The organism is Fervidobacterium changbaicum (genome assembly GCF_004117075.1).
Classification (GTDB): domain Bacteria; phylum Thermotogota; class Thermotogae; order Thermotogales; family Fervidobacteriaceae; genus Fervidobacterium; species Fervidobacterium islandicum.
In genome coordinates, this window is record NZ_CP026721.1 from 1,101,094 (window position 1) to 1,117,155 (window position 16,062).

A 16,062-nucleotide genomic window follows, 5' to 3' on the forward strand; every position below is an offset into this window, starting at 1 on the left:
TCTCTCAGGGAGCTTTAGGAGACACTTTTGAAGTTGAGGACGTAGACTTCAAGGATTATAAAGACAGGGAAGCGGAAGAATTTGAAGTGTGCAAAAGAAGAAAAAGCTAAGGTAAGGTGTGAAGAACTCTGTTCTTAATGAGGCAGGATTTACAACGGAATAAAAAAATCCCATTTTGCTTTTTGTGGATTTCCGCGGATTTGATACGGATTGAGTTTTTGGGATAAGAGGAAGAAAAGAGCGTGTTCTTTTGAGTGGGAAAGTCTGAAGGTGTGCTTACAGTCTTTGCAGAAGTATTGTTGGTTGACGTACTTATCGTGACTGTTCTTATGAATGTTGGTTGAACCACTTTTTGGATGGAAAGGTGTTGAGTTTCGCATAGCGAGACATTTCATTGTTCTTAAATGCTGGTCAGGGGGGGTTGTACTTATAAGAAGATGGTACGTCCTTGGGAAATTTCCAGTACTTTTAGTTAACACCATCTTAAGTTAAAAAGGAGGGGTTAAAGATGAAGATTGTAGCGGTAACTTCTTGTCCGACCGGGATTGCCCACACGTATATGGCGGCAGAAGCTCTTCAGTTGGCGGCAAAAGAACTAGGGGTGGAAATAAAAGTTGAAACAAGAGGATCTGTTGGAGCTGAAAATGAGATAACAGCAGAGGATTTGAAGCAGGCCCATGCAGTAATTCTTGCTTGTGACACAAAAATCGATGAAGAAAGGTTCCAGGGATTGCCGATTGTACGGGCAAGTGTAAAAGATGCTATAAAAGACCCCCAAGCGCTTATCAAAAAGGCAATGAATATGGAAAAAAAGGATTATGTTGATGTGGTATTTGAAGCAAAAAAAGAAGCCAAAGAAAAGGCAACGGGTGCGTACAAACACTTGATGACCGGTGTCTCCTATATGATTCCCTTTGTTGTTGCAGGCGGTATCTTAATTGCTATATCCTTTGCATTTGGCATCACAGCTTTTCAGCAGAAAGGAACACTAGCAGCAGCGCTTATGGACATAGGTGGTAGTGCGTTCTCTATAATGGTTCCGATACTGGCAGGATATATTGCATTTTCAATAGCAGATAGGCCAGGGCTCGTACCAGGAATGATAGGCGGACTTTTAGCAAACAAACTCGGTGCAGGATTTTTGGGTGGCCTTGTAGCAGGTTTTGCAGCTGGTTATTTAGTTGCTTGGCTCAAAAAGACAATAAAACTTCCGAAAACAATGGAAGGATTGATGCCGGTTCTGATTTTACCGGTACTTTCAACATTGATTATAGGTTTGGGTATGATATATCTAATTGGTGAACCTGTTGCAGCCTTGAATAACGCAGTGACCGAATGGCTCAAGGGTATGAGTAGTGGTAGTGCCGTTTTACTTGGAATCTTTTTGGGGCTTATGATGGCATTTGACATGGGAGGACCTGTTAACAAAGCTGCATATACATTTGCGGTATCAACGCTGGCAGCGGGCCAACCATCAACAGTAATGGCGGCTGTAATGGCAGCTGGTATGACGCCCCCACTAGGACTTGCACTTGCAACTTTGATAGCAAAAGATAAGTTTACAACTGAAGAAAGAGAAGCAGGAAAAGCTGCATTCTTCCTTGGACTTTCATTTATAACCGAGGGTGCAATTCCATTTGCTGCGGCTGATCCGCTTAGAGTTATTCCATCTATTATGATTGGCTCAGCTGTAGCATCTGCACTCAGTATATTGTTCAGTTGTACGTTAGCAGTGCCTCATGGTGGGATATTCGTATTAACAATACCTAATGCAGTCGGCAATGCATTATTATACGCAGTGGCAATTTTGGCGGGTACAGTTTTAACAGCCTTTATAATTTCTGCTTTGAAGCCGAAAAGAGTATAAAGAGTATAAAGTGGGTAGGGTGTCCTGCCCTTTCTTCCCACATAATTGCGTGATACCGGTAACTTCCAGTGATGAAAAACAATAAGGCAAAGGTAACACAACTAATATCATAGTTATTCGCCCTTATGAGATTTAACACTACGCAAAAAAGCCTTTCATATTATTTGGAATACCAACAATGTTTTTCTTAAACTCATGCTTGGCTCGTACAAAGTCTATGAATAGGAAAAACTTTAATTGACATTAGTTGTTTTCCTAAGTTTCACAAACGATTCATTTAAATATTGCTTGAACCAAACTTAGGGCAAGAAGGAATTGTGTTTTGCATAGTGTGAAACCTTATCCTATTTATGAAACATCGATGATCGAGAGTTTTTCACTCATAAGAACGTAATGCTGTTTTCAAGGGTTTTGAATTCCTTTAGTTGATAGCATCAACCGTACGGAGGGAAAATTATGGTTGAAGCAAAGGTAACGTTGCAAAATCCATCAGGACTTCACGCAAGACCTGCTAGCATATTTGTTACTCAGGCAACCAGGTTCAAAAGCGATATTCTTATAGTCAAAGATGGCAAAGAAGTAAACGCAAAAAGCATACTAAACATTTTAGCGATGGGTGCTAAAAAAGGCGATGAGATTATTTTAAGAATTAAAGGTGAAGATGAAAAGGAAGCTTTAGATACTTTAGTAAAACTTCTTCAAAGTTTAAATGAGTAGAAGGAATGGAGGTCTTAGTACGCTATGCTCACTGGAATACCTGTGTCGGAAGGATTTGGAATAGGAAGAGCTATAGTTATTAAAAAAGAGATTAATATAAAGTACTACAAGCCAAACAGTACAGAAGAAGAGATAGAAAAGTTTAAAGAAGCTATTGAGAAAGCTAAGCAAGAGATTTCAGAGATAAAAGAACAGGCAGAACAAAACCTTGGTGCGAATAAAGCAATGATATTTGATGCCCACCTTTTGATTCTCGATGACCCTGAATTTGTTAAAATGGTAAAAGAAAAGATACAACAAGGAACAAATGCTGAGTGGGCAGTTGCCGAGACGGCTGAGTTCTATGCGAATTTACTTGCGAGTTTAGACGATGAGTATATGAAAGAAAGAGCAAATGATATTAAAGACGTTTCCGAGAGGTTGATTAGAATTCTCCATGGTGCAAGTGCTTTGTATATAGATTTAAAAAATATCCCTGAAGGAAGCGTTATTATAGCTGAGGATTTAACACCATCCGAAACTGCCCAGATGGATAAAACAAAAGTGGTGGGTTTTGTTACGCAGCAGGGTGGAAAGACTTCTCATGCAGCAATAATCGCTCGAACATATGAGATTCCTGCTGTAGCAGGTGTAAAGGGAGTGCTTGAGTATGTAAAAGATGGTGATATAGTAATTGTGGATGGTTATCAAGGTATAGTTCTAATTAACCCTGACCAACAGGTAGTTGAAGAATATGAAAAAAGAATGAAAGAGGAAAAAAAGAAGAAAGAGGAATTAAAAAGACTTGTCGTCTCCGAGGTTAAAACAGGAGATGGCAGAAAAGTAAAAGTATATTCAAATATCGGCTTTCCTGAAGAGGTTGAAATAGCATTAAAAAATGGTGCTGAGGGGATCGGGCTTTTTAGAACAGAGTTTTTGTTTATGAACAGAAATTCACCACCTTCGGAAGATGAGCAGTTTACTGCATATAAATATGTACTTGAGAAGATGAAAGGAAAACCTGTTATTATAAGAACTCTAGATATTGGTGGTGACAAAAATATTTCCTATTTAAACATAGAAAATGAGCTTAATCCATTTTTAGGTTACAGAGCGATTAGGCTTTGTTTAAATAACAAGGAATTATTTAAAACTCAACTAAAAGCGCTTTTGAGAGCATCCGTATACGGGAATTTGAAGATTATGTTTCCTATGATAACTACTGCTAATGAGGTAAAGCAAGCAAAAGAGATATTGCAAGAAGCGAGGGATGAACTTAAGAAGAAAGGAATTGACCTTTGTGATAAAATTGAGGTGGGTATAATGATTGAGACTCCCGCTGCAGCTCTTGCCTCAGATATTCTTGCGGATGAAGTTGACTTTTTCAGTATAGGGACAAACGATCTCATTCAATATACTCTTGCAATAGATAGGACAAACGAAAAAGTTTCTTATTTGTATGATCCATTAAATCTATCTGTTCTGAGATTAATCAAGATGACGGTTGATAACGCACATAAGAAAGGAAAAGAGGTTGGAGTTTGTGGCGAAATGGCTTCTGATGAGAAAGCTGTGCCAGTTTTAATTGGCATTGGAGTGGATGAACTTAGTGTAAATCCTTCTAAGATTCTAAGAGTAAAAAAGAAAATAGAAAATACTAATTATATCTCAGAAAAGGAAAAACTGGAAGAATATCTTTTGGGAAACTAAAAAGATAAGGCTGTTTTCAGATCTTTTAAAAGTACAGGTCAAGAGGACTTAGAGACAACCTAAAGTTTTAGGCAAGCGCGACTTTTTCATATTCACTTATTCCTCCGATAAAAAAACATCCCTTAGTTATGACTCAGCCAAGGGATGTTTTATAATCTTAATAAACATAGCTCACTTGATATACTTATCAAACCAACCCACAATTTCCTTCAACCTTCTCAACCTATGCAGCGGCTTACCACTCCTGCTCAGGTCGTGGTTTTCTCCTTTGAATATCACTAATTTTGCTTCAACTCCGTGGTATTTGAGCGATGTAAACATCTGGATTGCTTCAACAAGCCAGCAGCGGTAGTCTTCATCAGAGTGGATGAAAAGTGTTGGTGTTTTAGCTTTGTCTGCGTATTTCATCGGTGAGTGCCACCAGAGTTTTTCAAAGTCACTCCATGGTGTTGCTAATTGCTGGTCTTCGACAAAGAAGTATCCAATATCCGTCGTTCCGAATTTGCTTATCCAGTTTGAAATGCTTCTTTGGGAAACTGCCGCCTTGAATCTATCCGTGTGGCCGATAATCCAATTGGTCATAAAGCCGCCGTACGATCCACCAGTTACTCCTATCCTATTCTCATCAATGAATTCGTATTTTGCTATTGCCTCATCCACAAATTGCATGATATCTTCGTAGTCTATTGTGCCGTATTTTCCTCTGATGTCTGCGAATTGATTGCCTCTTCCGTCACTACCACGCGGATTGCAGAACATGACAACGTATCCTTCACTTGCAAGTAGCTGCATTTCGTGCATGAAGACTTCTCCATAGGCTGTCTTCGGTCCACCGTGGATTTCTAAGATGGCAGGGTATTTCTTCCCAGGTTCGAAGTTGAAAGGTTTCATGACCCAACCTTCGATGGGTGTACCATCTTTTGTGTTGAACGTGAACCGCTCAGGTCTTGATATGTACCTTTCTTTTTGCACCCATTCGTTGAACTGGCTGATTTGTTTTTCTTGTTTTCCAACAAGCTCGTAGATTTCTTGAAGTTTCATATTTCTCAAGCCAACGAAGAACACCTGGCCATTTACAACATCAAAACCATCGACCGAACCAGTTTCGAATGTGAGCTGCTCAATCTTCCCAGAGAGGTCTATTCTGAAAAGCTGAGCATCGTGCCATTGCGTGCTCACAAAATACAGGTACTTACCATCAATTTTAATAGCTCTGTTCCGACCAAATCTGCAGTCGCTGTTCACACTGTTGCCGATGCTCGCATCAAAATCGGGCGCTATCGGTTCTACCCGATTGCTTGAGATATCGAGTATGTAGAATTGCGGATTTTCGTTTATTCCATATCTTCGCATGTCACTTCCAGCGAAGATTACCTTCCCATCCACAAACTCAGCAAGTTCGTACATGAAGTGGTCGTGGTGAGTCAATTTAATCGATTCATCTTTTTGCGCATCGTAAAGGTACAAATCATTGGGCATTTTCATGACGTCTTTGAAGGTGTTGGAAACATACAGGACAGTATTTCCATCGGGGCTGTCAGAGATGTACTCTACGTTGGAATATTCGTCGGTGATGGGGCTGATTTGTTGGGTTTGAATATTGTATTTGAAAAGTCTCAATCGTTTCTTGTTCGTAAACCCAGAACCGTTTGCCCAGAAAGGTATTTCATCAACGACTTCGTAGTCTTTTTCTTCTTTCAAAGATTTGAGTAGCTTTTCTTTCTCTTCATCGCTCAATTTCCAAAACTCACCAAGTCTGTGGTCGTACACTGCTGTGAATAGAAAGACCTCATCGTTCAATTTCTTTAAGCGCTCGACAAAGAACGGCAGTTCGAAAGTGCGCTTTGCTTCCCCACCTTCAACGGTTATTTCGTAAAACGGTGTTACTGGCTCACCGTTTTCTTTCCTCTTTCTGTCTTTTTCCTCTCTCCATGAGACAAAGAGAATCCTTGAGCTATCCAACCAAATTGGTGAGCTGTCTTTGTTTGAAGATGTGAGCTGCGAGAGTGTACCTTTCTGAATATCGTAAATCCAGATGTTAGAGGTATAACCATTCTCATCTTTGTTCATATCATGAACAACAAAAGCAAGCTTTTCACCATCAGGAGAAAGTGTTAATCCAGAAATAAACTTGAATTTCAACAAATCATCGAATGTTATTTTTTCCACAAAAGCCACCCCCAATTAGTTCGTTGTTCGTACTATTATACCATATTTTCTCGCAAGAACAAAAAATGCTCAGAGTACATCTTATTGATTCACATATCGCTCTTTAAGCGTTCGCACATTCTTGAAAACAAACTGACGGACTGTTAAGAAAAAAAGGACGGTTGAAAGCACCGTCCTTTTTGAGCGTTTTCCAAAAATTTTGCACAAGAATGTGGCGCAAGTTTTTTGGATATGAGACGTTTCAAATGCGCAGAATTTTTTCACTGCTGATTTTTTGCTTCGCCAGAGTCGATAATTTTTACTGTTTCTTCTTCTACGTCTTTTAATTCATTGTAGATGTTGTATATCTTATCAAGATTTTCTAAAAACAACTCAACTAACTTGGGATCGAAGTGTTTTCCAGCTTGTTCTTGAATGATCTTTACTGAATCTTCAAACGAAAATGCATTTTTGTATGGTCTTTTCGTAGTTAACGCATCGAAGACATCTGCGATTGCAACTATTCTGCCTTCTATACTTATCTCCTCGCCTTTCTTTCCTCTCGGATAGCCGCTGCCGTCCCATTTCTCGTGATGGTCAGCTAGTATGTTTATTGCTGTTTGCAGGGCTTTTTCACTTATAAATTCCTGGCTGTTCTGTGCGAAATTTTTGAGGATCATCTCACCTATACCGACGTGCTTTTTCATTATTTCCCATTCATTTTCATCGAGTTTTCCAGGCTTGAGCAGTATTCTATCTGGTATGCCAACCTTTCCTAAATCGTGTAACGGAGAGAATTCGTATATTTCCCTAACCAGCTTGGGTTCCAACTTTAGTGCCTGCGCTAATATTCTGGAATATTCTGCAACTCTTTTGATGTGGTTTCCAGTTTCGTTGTCTCTGTACTCCACAAGGTCAAGGAACGACCCACCAAGGTTGGCTATTATTTTCTGGAGAGTCAACGCGTGGTAAAGCTTGGGAGAAACCAACAACGATATTATGTAAAACAGTTTTCCATCTTCCTCTGTGAAGTGGTTTGGTTCGCTGGCGGACAAAAATAAAAATCCTATCACACGATTGTTTACAACAGCAGGTACTGTTATATTCGACAAAAATCCCTCTTTGACTATGAGCTTTGCACTTATCGAGTCGACTGTTCTTAAATCTTTTATTATCCTGTATTTTATATCTTCTTTAATTATTCTTCCAAGGGAAGTCTCATCCAATTTCTGCGCAAAACCTTTGTCAAGAAATGGTACTTTGTCTTTTTCTACAAAATACACGCTTTCGGCAATGGCTAAATCCCCAGAAACTAAAGCAAATGAGAACCTTCCTGCATCGAAGAAACCACAAACATGTTCGCCTATTACTTTTACGTAGTCCTCGAGTGTCTCGACGTAAGGAAGTGACCTGAAATACTGGACTATATCGTAGCGTAAATTCGCTTCTCTTACTAATTCGTTTAAAATTGCATCTTCTTCAGATACTTCTGGTTCGATTTGTGGAATCTTATCTATGTACAGCGATTCATAAGTATTTTTAATTGTATTGTATGTCTTGGAAGCTTGTGAAATAACTTGCCGGTAAATTAACTCGAAGAGAAAGTAGATGAAAGCAAACAAAAAGAAATAAGACGCCAAGGACCACATGAAACTTCTGAAGCGGTTTGTCAGCATCTTTTGCTCATAACTGGTCATGTGCTTTGCAAATTCTCTGATTTGCTCAGCAACGACTTCCATTTGGTTTGACTTTAAAGCATTTTCGAAAACTGTGTAGTCGTATTTATATTTTTTCATATAATCTATCAAATCCGCTGCGAATGATTTATCAAGAACAGCACGGTTGATTATCCTGAACGTTTCTTTAATCTGCTGGTATTCTTTATTGGCTTTCAGTTGAAATATACCAGCTACAGATATGCTTAATAACAGTAATATGGCAAGTAAGAAAAGTGCTCTTCTAATCTTCTCCAAATTCTTGAACACAGACTTTTTCTTGTTACCTTCAGATTTTCTCATCATATTCTTACCTCCATCGGATTGTGTTACCTACGAAATATCCGTATCTTACTTAACTCAAAGCGTACTGCTCATTCTTAAAAAGTAAGGCAAAAAAGATTTTTTTAATTATACCACAAGATAGTGCAGAAAAATATTTATGTTTATTTAACATACGTTGAGTGAGAAATTCAAGAACACACGAAATCCAATAAATTTCTGAAATAGCTATATCCAATCGCATAAGCATAAAGGTACACAAGCAACGTTATCCCCAACCTCCAGCCACTTATCTTGTTGAATTTCTTCACTATCGAATTCACACTTTCCACCGGTTGCCTTTTGCTTTTCTCTTCTTTTCTCTCACATACGTCCACTACCAAGCTTCCTCTGTATCCTTTGTCTCCTATTACCTGTTTGCTTTCTATCGCTTTCTTCAAGCATCCACTTTTCTTTAGCTTTTCTCTCAACGATGTTAGTTCATGCTTGCTTCCTGGATGATACCATATGTCGTATACTACACCTTCTTTATCGCTCAACACCATCACTAAAACTTTGCAGCTTTTCAAATTCAATCTGTTTTTGATAAGGCACACTGTATAATTTCCTTCTTACCCAGAAACTTTTGCCTGACAGCCTTCTTATTTTATGTACTCTTGCTCTATTTGTACTTGCTACCGGCATTATTGTTCCATCAACTATCAGCCAATTTACCTTCCCTAACCTATCTTGTGCTTTATACCTCAGCTACTGCTGCAGTAACTTGTGTTCTCTTTGTGTTCGTTCTTTTCGAAAGATGTTTTATGATTTCACCTAATAGCCTTGCTACTTTGAATACTGGTGATGAGATAACGTATGAAAGCACATACAACGTAGCAATCTGGGCATCTGTTAGTTTGGGTTTTCTACCAGTACGGTTTTGCCCTTTCAAAACCTTCCTCTCAAACAGTTGGAATTCGTGAAAGATTGTGTGGTATAATTTTTCTAAGTACCTCCCTTGGGGTGATTTTTCGGTTCAGATATATTTTACTTTTCCCAAGGGAGGTTTTTACTACCTTTCTAATTTCTCACTCAACGTATTTGTTACTGAGTATTATATAATATAACTTTAAAGAAATGCAATAAGAAAAGTTCGTAAAACAAACTTTTAGTAGTTCCAATCTTACCTTTAAACAAAAAAGCCCATCCTGTGTCGGATGGGCTATATTTTTATTTCACATATCTTTTCCAATTTCTCATCTGTAAATGCGGATAATCCGGGAAATCCTTCCAACTTCCGCCCCACTCTATGCCTAAGCTCTGAGCTATTTTGCCACATTTGTTCCATAGCTGGTAATCATTCCAAACCGCTTTTCCATCGGTCAGTGGTACGAAATCGGCAGCTAAGCCGTGGCAGTGTGGGGAGTCTTTGAGCATCGTTACAACCTTGTTTTCGATTTCCTTAATCGGTCTTAATCCTGCCTTTCTTCTTGCTTGGTTCACCACTTCAAGAGGTGCCCTGCCTTGCAGATAGAGAGCGTACTGTTCTTCTTTGCTTCGGTACGTGTTGTAAATCAATACTTCTATATTTTCCATTCTGCACTTTTCAACAAACCGTTCGACAAGAATTCTAAATTCTGGCTTTAACTTTTGCAAACTCCTGTCCATGGTTTCACCCAAGAAGATGTATCTACCAATGCAAAAAGAAAAAGCCCGTCCACGTTCGGTATGGGACGGGCTTTTTGCTTTTTTGCGTACTAAATTTTCTCCAGCTCTGCTTTTAAACTTCTCAGTATTTCTTGGTAGTTTGCTTGTGCAGTTTCTACTTTGTCCATAAGCTTTTCCAATTCGCGCGTGAAGTTTTCGCTGACGAATTTGAATTTTTCTTTGTCTGAATTGAAGAACTGGTAGACCCTTTCTCCCAGTGGGGTTGGGAGCAAGAAACCATTTCTTTCTATCACATATCCTCGTTCAAGCAACCTACTCACGATTGTTGCGTACGTGGAAGGCCTGCCAAGTCCACGCTTTTTCATTTCTTCAACGAGCGAACCTTGTGTGAATGGATAGACCTTTGGAACCGCTCGAATGAATTTGTTGTTAGAAACGTCGATGCTTCCTTCCGGAACCTTCACAAGTTTTATCGGGAAGACTTTATTGAATCCTTCTTCTACAATATCTTCGTATACTTCCATCTCTTGCGTCTTGTTGACTACTTTGAATGTAACGTCGTAACCTTTTAGGATAACGTTCTTCATTTGAGAAGCGATGAAACGCTTGAATATGAGGTCGTAGATAGCAATGTGGTCTTTTGTGAATCCTTCAAGTTCGCCAGAATAAATCATGGATTTGATATCTTCAATATCCAAGGCTCTTGTTGGCCTGATACATTCGTGTGCGCCACCTTCGCCCCAAGTTCTTGGCTTGAAGAATGTTTCACCGAAGTTTTCTGAAATGTACTCTCGTGCGACGTTGATACCAAAGTCGGAAACGCGTGTTGAATCTGTTCTGTGGTATGTTATAAATCCGCGTTCAAAGAGGTCTTGTAGCACTTCCATCGTTCTGGAGACCGAGAGTCTGTATTTTTCCGATGCATCTTTCAAAATCACGTCTGTTGTGTAGGGAGGTAGAGGTGCTTTATCAATTGTTTTTTCTTCACCTTTTATTACTTCAGCTGTTTTTATTTCGTTATAGAACCTTTCAGCTTCTTCTTTGTTTTCGAATTCAAATTTCAACTCTAATCCGTCTTTTGAAATTGTCACGAGATATTTTTTCTGCTGACTTTCTTTTGCTCGTTCTATCACCCATCCAAGGACAGGAGTCTGAACCCTTCCAGCTGACAGGTTGCTGCGTCCAAATGTTTTTTGGAGCAGTTGGGATAGTTCAAATCCGACCCACCTGTCCGATATTCGCCTGACAACCTGCGCTTTTACGAGGTCTTCATCGACGTCCCTATGCTCCCGCAGTGCGTTCAAAATCGCACGTTTTGTAACTTCATGAAATTCCATACGCTTTATATTCATCGCATACACACTGCACAAGTTTTTCAAATCCCACGAGATCTTTTCACCTTCGGTATCAGGGTCAGTTGCGATGAGTATCTGCTCAAATTCTTTGCTTGCCTCTCTGATTGCATCAACGATGTTTTCTTTCCCTTCGATGGTTTCGTATATAGGGACGTATTTAACACGGCCGTTGGATGCATTTTCTAATACTCCGAAATAACCTTCCTCTTTGTTTAGGTCGAATACATGCCCGAAGGACGCGGTGATGACAACGTATTTGTCTTCGGTTATCACTTCGTATAGTTCATGCCCTTCGAGGCTTCTGGAAATTGGCTTTCCAAAGAAGTTCGCAATGGTTCTTGCTTTGTGCGGTGATTCAACGATAACAAGCACAGGCTTCAAGAAGTCGTCTCGTCTGCCTTCTTTCTTCCTCACACGTTCTCTATCGCTGTTGATTTGTTCGATGATACTTTCCAAATCAACGCTTTGTGCATCTTTGAACACGACATCCGAGCTGAACCACCAGCGCAGTTTTCTGATGAGGTTGTTGAAGACTTTCTTGTCGTCCACAAGTAAGTAGCTCAAACCCTTCGAGATACCACCAACGAAGAGTCTTGAAGTACGGCCTGAGGCTTGGAGATAACCGGTGACGTCAGCCACCACCAGATACCACTTGCCATCCTCTTGCCTAAGTGAAATATCGTCAGCGGATTTTATCTTTGAAGCAACCTTTTCTGAAAGGATGAAATTCTTAATCTCTTCTCTCAGTTTCTCAACACGTTCTTTTGGCGGATTTGCAATATTCCCAAGTTTACTGAGCTCTTTCATCCACCTATCTACCGTTGGTGTCCAGTTTTCCAATTCTCTATCCCTTGCTATAAGAGGTCTTAGTGTGGAAAGAGCAAGGAGGATGTGCTTTACATTTCCTTCCAAGTCCAAGCTCACTACGATTTTCGGAACGCCGTAGAATACGGCGTACCGAATTATTTCTGGAAGGTCCAAACCTCGTGCTAATGGGTTTCTGTAAGAAGAGATGCCTATCAGCACTTGTATTTCTTTATTTTTGTACTTCTCCAATATTTCTTCCGAGAAATTTTCATAGCTTTCGCTTGTGATTCCAAATCTTTGGAAAAGTGCTTTTAATTCGTCAACTTTTTCTTTTCCGTAGTCCGAAGAAACAAAAACAAGCCCACCATCACCGAATTGCTTTATCTTTTCAACGAGTACGCTTTCCAATTTGGCTTGGTCTGGACCGACATGCTCGTAGATATCCTCTACGTTTCTTAAATAAAACACTGGCCTACCTACGTCGAATGCAAGAAGTTCTTTGAAGAGTTTTATCCTTTCTGATTTTGGATTGCTCGTAGCTGATGACACAACCATTACACCTTTCGCTTTCTTTGAAATTCTTCTCACTTGCTCTCTTAATGAGTTAATCTCTTCAGTATTTTCTTCTGTGATATTTCTTCTCATTCTAATGTATTTCATCGCCAATTCAATATCCCTTGGCTCAAAGCCAAGCAAATACAACGCTTTGTCTATGTTCTTCGCTGTCTTCAAAAATGAATCCACATCGTCGACGAAAATGAAGCTGAAATCTCTGGGGATAAGGTCGACATTTTTGTAAAGGAACATGGACGTAGTGACAAGGACTTTGAATTGGCCATTTGCAAGTCTTTCTTTATTCTGGTCCTTTTCTTTCTTCGACTCTTCTATTCCAATAACGAGCAAGTCTTTATCTGGAACTTTGCCTTTTAGTTTTTCATAGCTTTGCAAAAGCAAAAGCCTTGTAGGAAGGACGATGTACGATTTTTTGTTGTGCTTTGCAAAGTATATTGCGGAGGCAAAACCCCAGGATGTCTTACCAATGCCGGTTGGTGCAAGAAGTGCAAATGACCTTTTCAAAAGCAATTTTTTCGCCCAGAATTTTTGCAATTCCCATGGCTCAAATCCTACGTATTTTTTGAATGTCTCTTCCCATTCGGTGTACTCTTGGTTTAGGTTGCAGAACTCTTTCAACCCTTCCAGATTACTTAAACGGCAAAGGGCTCCCTTGCCATCTATTTCTTCGCTTAAACACTTTTCGCAAGGAAGCCCTTTAATTAACCTTATTGAAGATATGTCACCACTGCAGTTCGGACAGAGGTTTTTGAATACAGCTTCTAATGTCGCATTCATTGACTGATTGTCCGCCATTTTCACACCTTCACTCCCCAAGCGACAAACCTATGTTGTGTGCACCGAGCAGTGGTGTTATCGAAGCGATAATCACCTGACCAGAGAGGTTCGATATGAACTTCTCAAGAAGATGAGTATCAAGCACGTTGAATGGTTCGTCAAACAAGAAGACAGGTTCGTAGTGCTTTGTCTCTTCAATCAGTTTCTTGAACGCAAGCACTATTGAGAGGTAAAGCAAACGTTTCTGACCTTCGGAAGCATAGTGTCTTGCAAGAAGCTCTTTGTAGTACAGTAAATAATCATCCTGAGAATGCGGACCTATTGTTGTTACCTGCTCGGCTATGTCTTGGTCAATGTAATCCAAGAAATTCTTTCCTTTGAAATCACTTTTGTATTCTATCCTAAAGATTTTGTCCAAGTATTCTGAAAGTTCTTGAACCATCTGTTCTCTTTTTTCCACAATCTTGTCAGCCATAATCTGCAGATCTTTAGCTGTTTCAATCAAGTATTCTCTGTTAATCATCGAAGGATCTTGTTTTAGATATTCATTCCTTTCATCCAAAAGTTTTTCATATGCACGAAGAGTTTCGTAATAGTCCAGGTCAAGCAAAGAGAATATCTCGTCAAAGAATTCCCTTCTCTGAGCAGGACCGCCATCTACCATGGAGTAATCCCTGAAACTGAACGGGATAGCGATAAAGACTTCCTGAATATCCCTGAATCTTTTGACCTTCGAACCATCGAGGTAAGCAACCTTTTCCTTCTTGTCATCTTCTTGCACGTAGACGATCTCTATCGTGTGCTTTTCATCACCGCTGACTATCCTACCTTTAATCTCGAAGTGCTTCTCTCCCATCTTCAAAATTTGGTAATCTCTCGCGCCTCTGAAAGAGCGGGGGTTGGACAAATACGCAACGGCCTCCAAAACGGAGGTCTTACCTGAACCGTTAGGACCATAGATAACGTTTATCCCGTCACTGAATTGAACAGTATGCTCCGAAAAGTTCCTGAAGTTTTTCACCGTGAGTTCTTTGATAACCATCTTTTTCTTTTCCATCCCTGTCACCCCCATACTCGAAAGTTTATCCGCTTATTCATTCCGAAACATATTTTAGCATTTTTATTCAAAAATTCAAAATGCGCACGAAATCTTGAGTTCTAAGTCTCTCATAAATCCGTGCGCTCCAAACACTTAACTTTCAGACTCGAATGATTTTTGAGCAATCTGAAATATTTCTACACCAAGATTTTGAAGGTATATTACCAAAAACTTAACCAAAGTGTTGAATCCCAATAGCTTAGGATAAAGAGGAAAGATTAGAAAGGCTGGACTCCAAACTTTACAGTACGTTAGCAAGACTATTCACATGGCTCTTCAAACGTTTAAAAATACCGGGCATCTCTGCCCGGTGCTGTTTTTTATCTAGCAATTCTGCCTTGTTGATAGCCCATGCTCGTTCTGAATATGTATTGTAACAAGAGTCCATTTTGTGCATATTCATATGATGCGATTTTTACTCCTTGAATATACACTCCCGTCTGTATTCCGCCCATCTGTCCTTGACCTTCAACCATCCATCTAAGCCCTATTTCAGGTATGCTTAGTATTTCGCCTTTCAGTAACTGCGGATTTATGTAGTTTGGTCCTATTAAGTCCGTTCCCAATACCTTAGACCGAGAGCTTGTGTAGTTTGTGATAGCAGCGCTGTCGAATGAGTAGATTCCATCGGAGACTTGTTTGTCGAAATTTATATTGACCTGAAAGTAGGTCATTATCATCCCCGTCATTCCTTCGATTATCGCGCCTTGGTAAGTGTAATTATTTCTGAGAATTTCTTGCGAAAGTCGGGAAATTGGGAATTGGACATTCGTTATTTTTATCAAATCCAATTGTCCAACTGATGAGCTTGTACCGGAAGTGTTTTCAAGAAAACCACTTGAAACCAATACTCCTTCTTTGCTGAGAGTATAGTTGTATCTGGTAAATCCGTAATAATCTCCGCTTGCGTAGGCAAAGTAAAAACCACCGTCTGGTAAGTATCCTCCTTGGACTTCGACACCCACAGGTGAAACACGTGCGATTTGTGAGAGAAATTCAGCGAGCGATTCTAATTCAGCAAACTGGATTTGTGCAATCTGTGAACTGAAATCGATGTTCCCTCGAAGGTCAAATGTGATACGCCATTGCAAACCAGCAACAAATCCGCTATTTTTATCAATACCTACCACTATTTTTACGTTATATCCTTGCGTGCTGTATGCATCTACCCCTTTTGTACCTGTTCCTACCTGCTCTTGATATACGAAAACCGTTCCCACTTTAACCCAGTCGGGCGGTTTTGGAAATCTACCGTAGGCTTTGTAGTATTCTTGGATATAGAGTGGTAGTGGTTCAACGCTCTGAGCAAGCAAGCTTACTGCGACAAATAGGAAAATCAAAAGTACCGATATTTTTGCGACCTTCCCTACCATGCTCTCCACCTCC

The 16,062-nt window shown here is 39.8% G+C and carries 12 protein-coding genes; 3 read left to right on the forward strand and 9 right to left on the reverse strand.

Annotated features, from left to right (window positions below):
- Positions 1 to 149 precede the first annotated feature (149 nt).
- The gene (locus CBS1_RS10915; protein ID WP_479680584.1) at positions 150 to 482 is read right to left on the reverse strand and encodes an IS1/IS1595 family N-terminal zinc-binding domain-containing protein; all 333 of its coding nucleotides are present in this window, start codon (positions 480 to 482) and stop codon (positions 150 to 152) included.
- 26 nt (positions 483 to 508) lie between these two features.
- On the opposite strand from CBS1_RS10915, the gene CBS1_RS05210 reads away from it, so the two are divergent.
- From CBS1_RS05210 to ptsP, 3 genes are all read left to right on the forward strand, one after another.
- Complete coding sequence (locus CBS1_RS05210; RefSeq protein ID WP_090223059.1) at positions 509 to 1,867, forward strand: PTS fructose transporter subunit IIC; 1,359 nt, start codon at positions 509 to 511, stop codon at positions 1,865 to 1,867.
- 456 nt (positions 1,868 to 2,323) lie between these two features.
- Positions 2,324 to 2,584 (forward strand): HPr family phosphocarrier protein, encoded by a 261-nt coding sequence (locus CBS1_RS05215; RefSeq protein ID WP_090223057.1) that lies wholly within the window; start codon positions 2,324 to 2,326, stop codon positions 2,582 to 2,584.
- A gap of 24 nt (positions 2,585 to 2,608) precedes the next feature.
- Positions 2,609 to 4,273, forward strand: coding sequence for a phosphoenolpyruvate--protein phosphotransferase (ptsP, locus tag CBS1_RS05220; RefSeq protein WP_090223055.1), 1,665 nt, complete (start codon positions 2,609 to 2,611; stop codon positions 4,271 to 4,273).
- A 171-nt stretch (positions 4,274 to 4,444) separates the two neighbouring features.
- On the opposite strand, the gene CBS1_RS05225 is transcribed toward ptsP, so the two are convergent.
- The 8 genes from CBS1_RS05225 to CBS1_RS05260 all read right to left on the reverse strand — a co-directional run bounded on the left by CBS1_RS05225 (position 4,445) and on the right by CBS1_RS05260 (position 16,049).
- Positions 4,445 to 6,442: a S9 family peptidase gene (locus CBS1_RS05225; RefSeq protein ID WP_128998112.1), complete on the reverse strand. Its 1,998-nt coding sequence runs from the start codon at positions 6,440 to 6,442 to the stop codon at positions 4,445 to 4,447.
- 260 nt (positions 6,443 to 6,702) lie between these two features.
- Entirely contained in the window at positions 6,703 to 8,442 is a 1,740-nt protein-coding gene (locus CBS1_RS05230) for an HD-GYP domain-containing protein (RefSeq protein WP_206732144.1), read from the reverse strand.
- Between the two features lie 167 nt (positions 8,443 to 8,609).
- On the reverse strand, positions 8,610 to 8,963 hold the full coding sequence (locus CBS1_RS05235; RefSeq protein ID WP_128998114.1) for a hypothetical protein: 354 nt from the start codon (positions 8,961 to 8,963) through the stop codon (positions 8,610 to 8,612).
- A 191-nt stretch (positions 8,964 to 9,154) separates the two neighbouring features.
- Complete coding sequence (locus CBS1_RS05240; RefSeq protein WP_033192124.1) at positions 9,155 to 9,349, reverse strand: hypothetical protein; 195 nt, start codon at positions 9,347 to 9,349, stop codon at positions 9,155 to 9,157.
- A gap of 278 nt (positions 9,350 to 9,627) precedes the next feature.
- On the reverse strand, positions 9,628 to 10,065 hold the full coding sequence (locus CBS1_RS05245; protein ID WP_090223227.1) for a M15 family metallopeptidase: 438 nt from the start codon (positions 10,063 to 10,065) through the stop codon (positions 9,628 to 9,630).
- Between the two features lie 89 nt (positions 10,066 to 10,154).
- On the reverse strand, positions 10,155 to 13,595 hold the full coding sequence (rgy, locus tag CBS1_RS05250; RefSeq protein WP_206732145.1) for a reverse gyrase: 3,441 nt from the start codon (positions 13,593 to 13,595) through the stop codon (positions 10,155 to 10,157).
- A gap of 10 nt (positions 13,596 to 13,605) precedes the next feature.
- On the reverse strand, positions 13,606 to 14,634 hold the full coding sequence (recF, locus tag CBS1_RS05255; RefSeq protein ID WP_090223228.1) for a DNA replication/repair protein RecF: 1,029 nt from the start codon (positions 14,632 to 14,634) through the stop codon (positions 13,606 to 13,608).
- 362 nt (positions 14,635 to 14,996) lie between these two features.
- On the reverse strand, positions 14,997 to 16,049 hold the full coding sequence (locus tag CBS1_RS05260; RefSeq protein WP_090223230.1) for a hypothetical protein: 1,053 nt from the start codon (positions 16,047 to 16,049) through the stop codon (positions 14,997 to 14,999).
- Positions 16,050 to 16,062 lie beyond the last annotated feature (13 nt).

Coding starts and splice junctions, on each gene's coding strand:
- CBS1_RS05245 (WP_090223227.1), bottom strand. CDS start 10,065: ATGGACAGGAGTTTGCAAAAGTTAAAGCCAGAATTTAGAATTCTTGTC.
- CBS1_RS05230 (WP_206732144.1), bottom strand. CDS start 8,442: ATGATGAGAAAATCTGAAGGTAACAAGAAAAAGTCTGTGTTCAAGAAT.
- CBS1_RS05260 (WP_090223230.1), bottom strand. CDS start 16,049: ATGGTAGGGAAGGTCGCAAAAATATCGGTACTTTTGATTTTCCTATTT.
- CBS1_RS05215 (WP_090223057.1), top strand. CDS start 2,324: ATGGTTGAAGCAAAGGTAACGTTGCAAAATCCATCAGGACTTCACGCA.
- CBS1_RS05210 (WP_090223059.1), top strand. CDS start 509: ATGAAGATTGTAGCGGTAACTTCTTGTCCGACCGGGATTGCCCACACG.
- CBS1_RS05235 (WP_128998114.1), bottom strand. CDS start 8,963: ATGGTGTTGAGCGATAAAGAAGGTGTAGTATACGACATATGGTATCAT.
- ptsP (WP_090223055.1), top strand. CDS start 2,609: ATGCTCACTGGAATACCTGTGTCGGAAGGATTTGGAATAGGAAGAGCT.
- recF (WP_090223228.1), bottom strand. CDS start 14,634: ATGGAAAAGAAAAAGATGGTTATCAAAGAACTCACGGTGAAAAACTTC.
- CBS1_RS10915 (WP_479680584.1), bottom strand. CDS start 482: ATGGTGTTAACTAAAAGTACTGGAAATTTCCCAAGGACGTACCATCTT.
- rgy (WP_206732145.1), bottom strand. CDS start 13,595: ATGGCGGACAATCAGTCAATGAATGCGACATTAGAAGCTGTATTCAAA.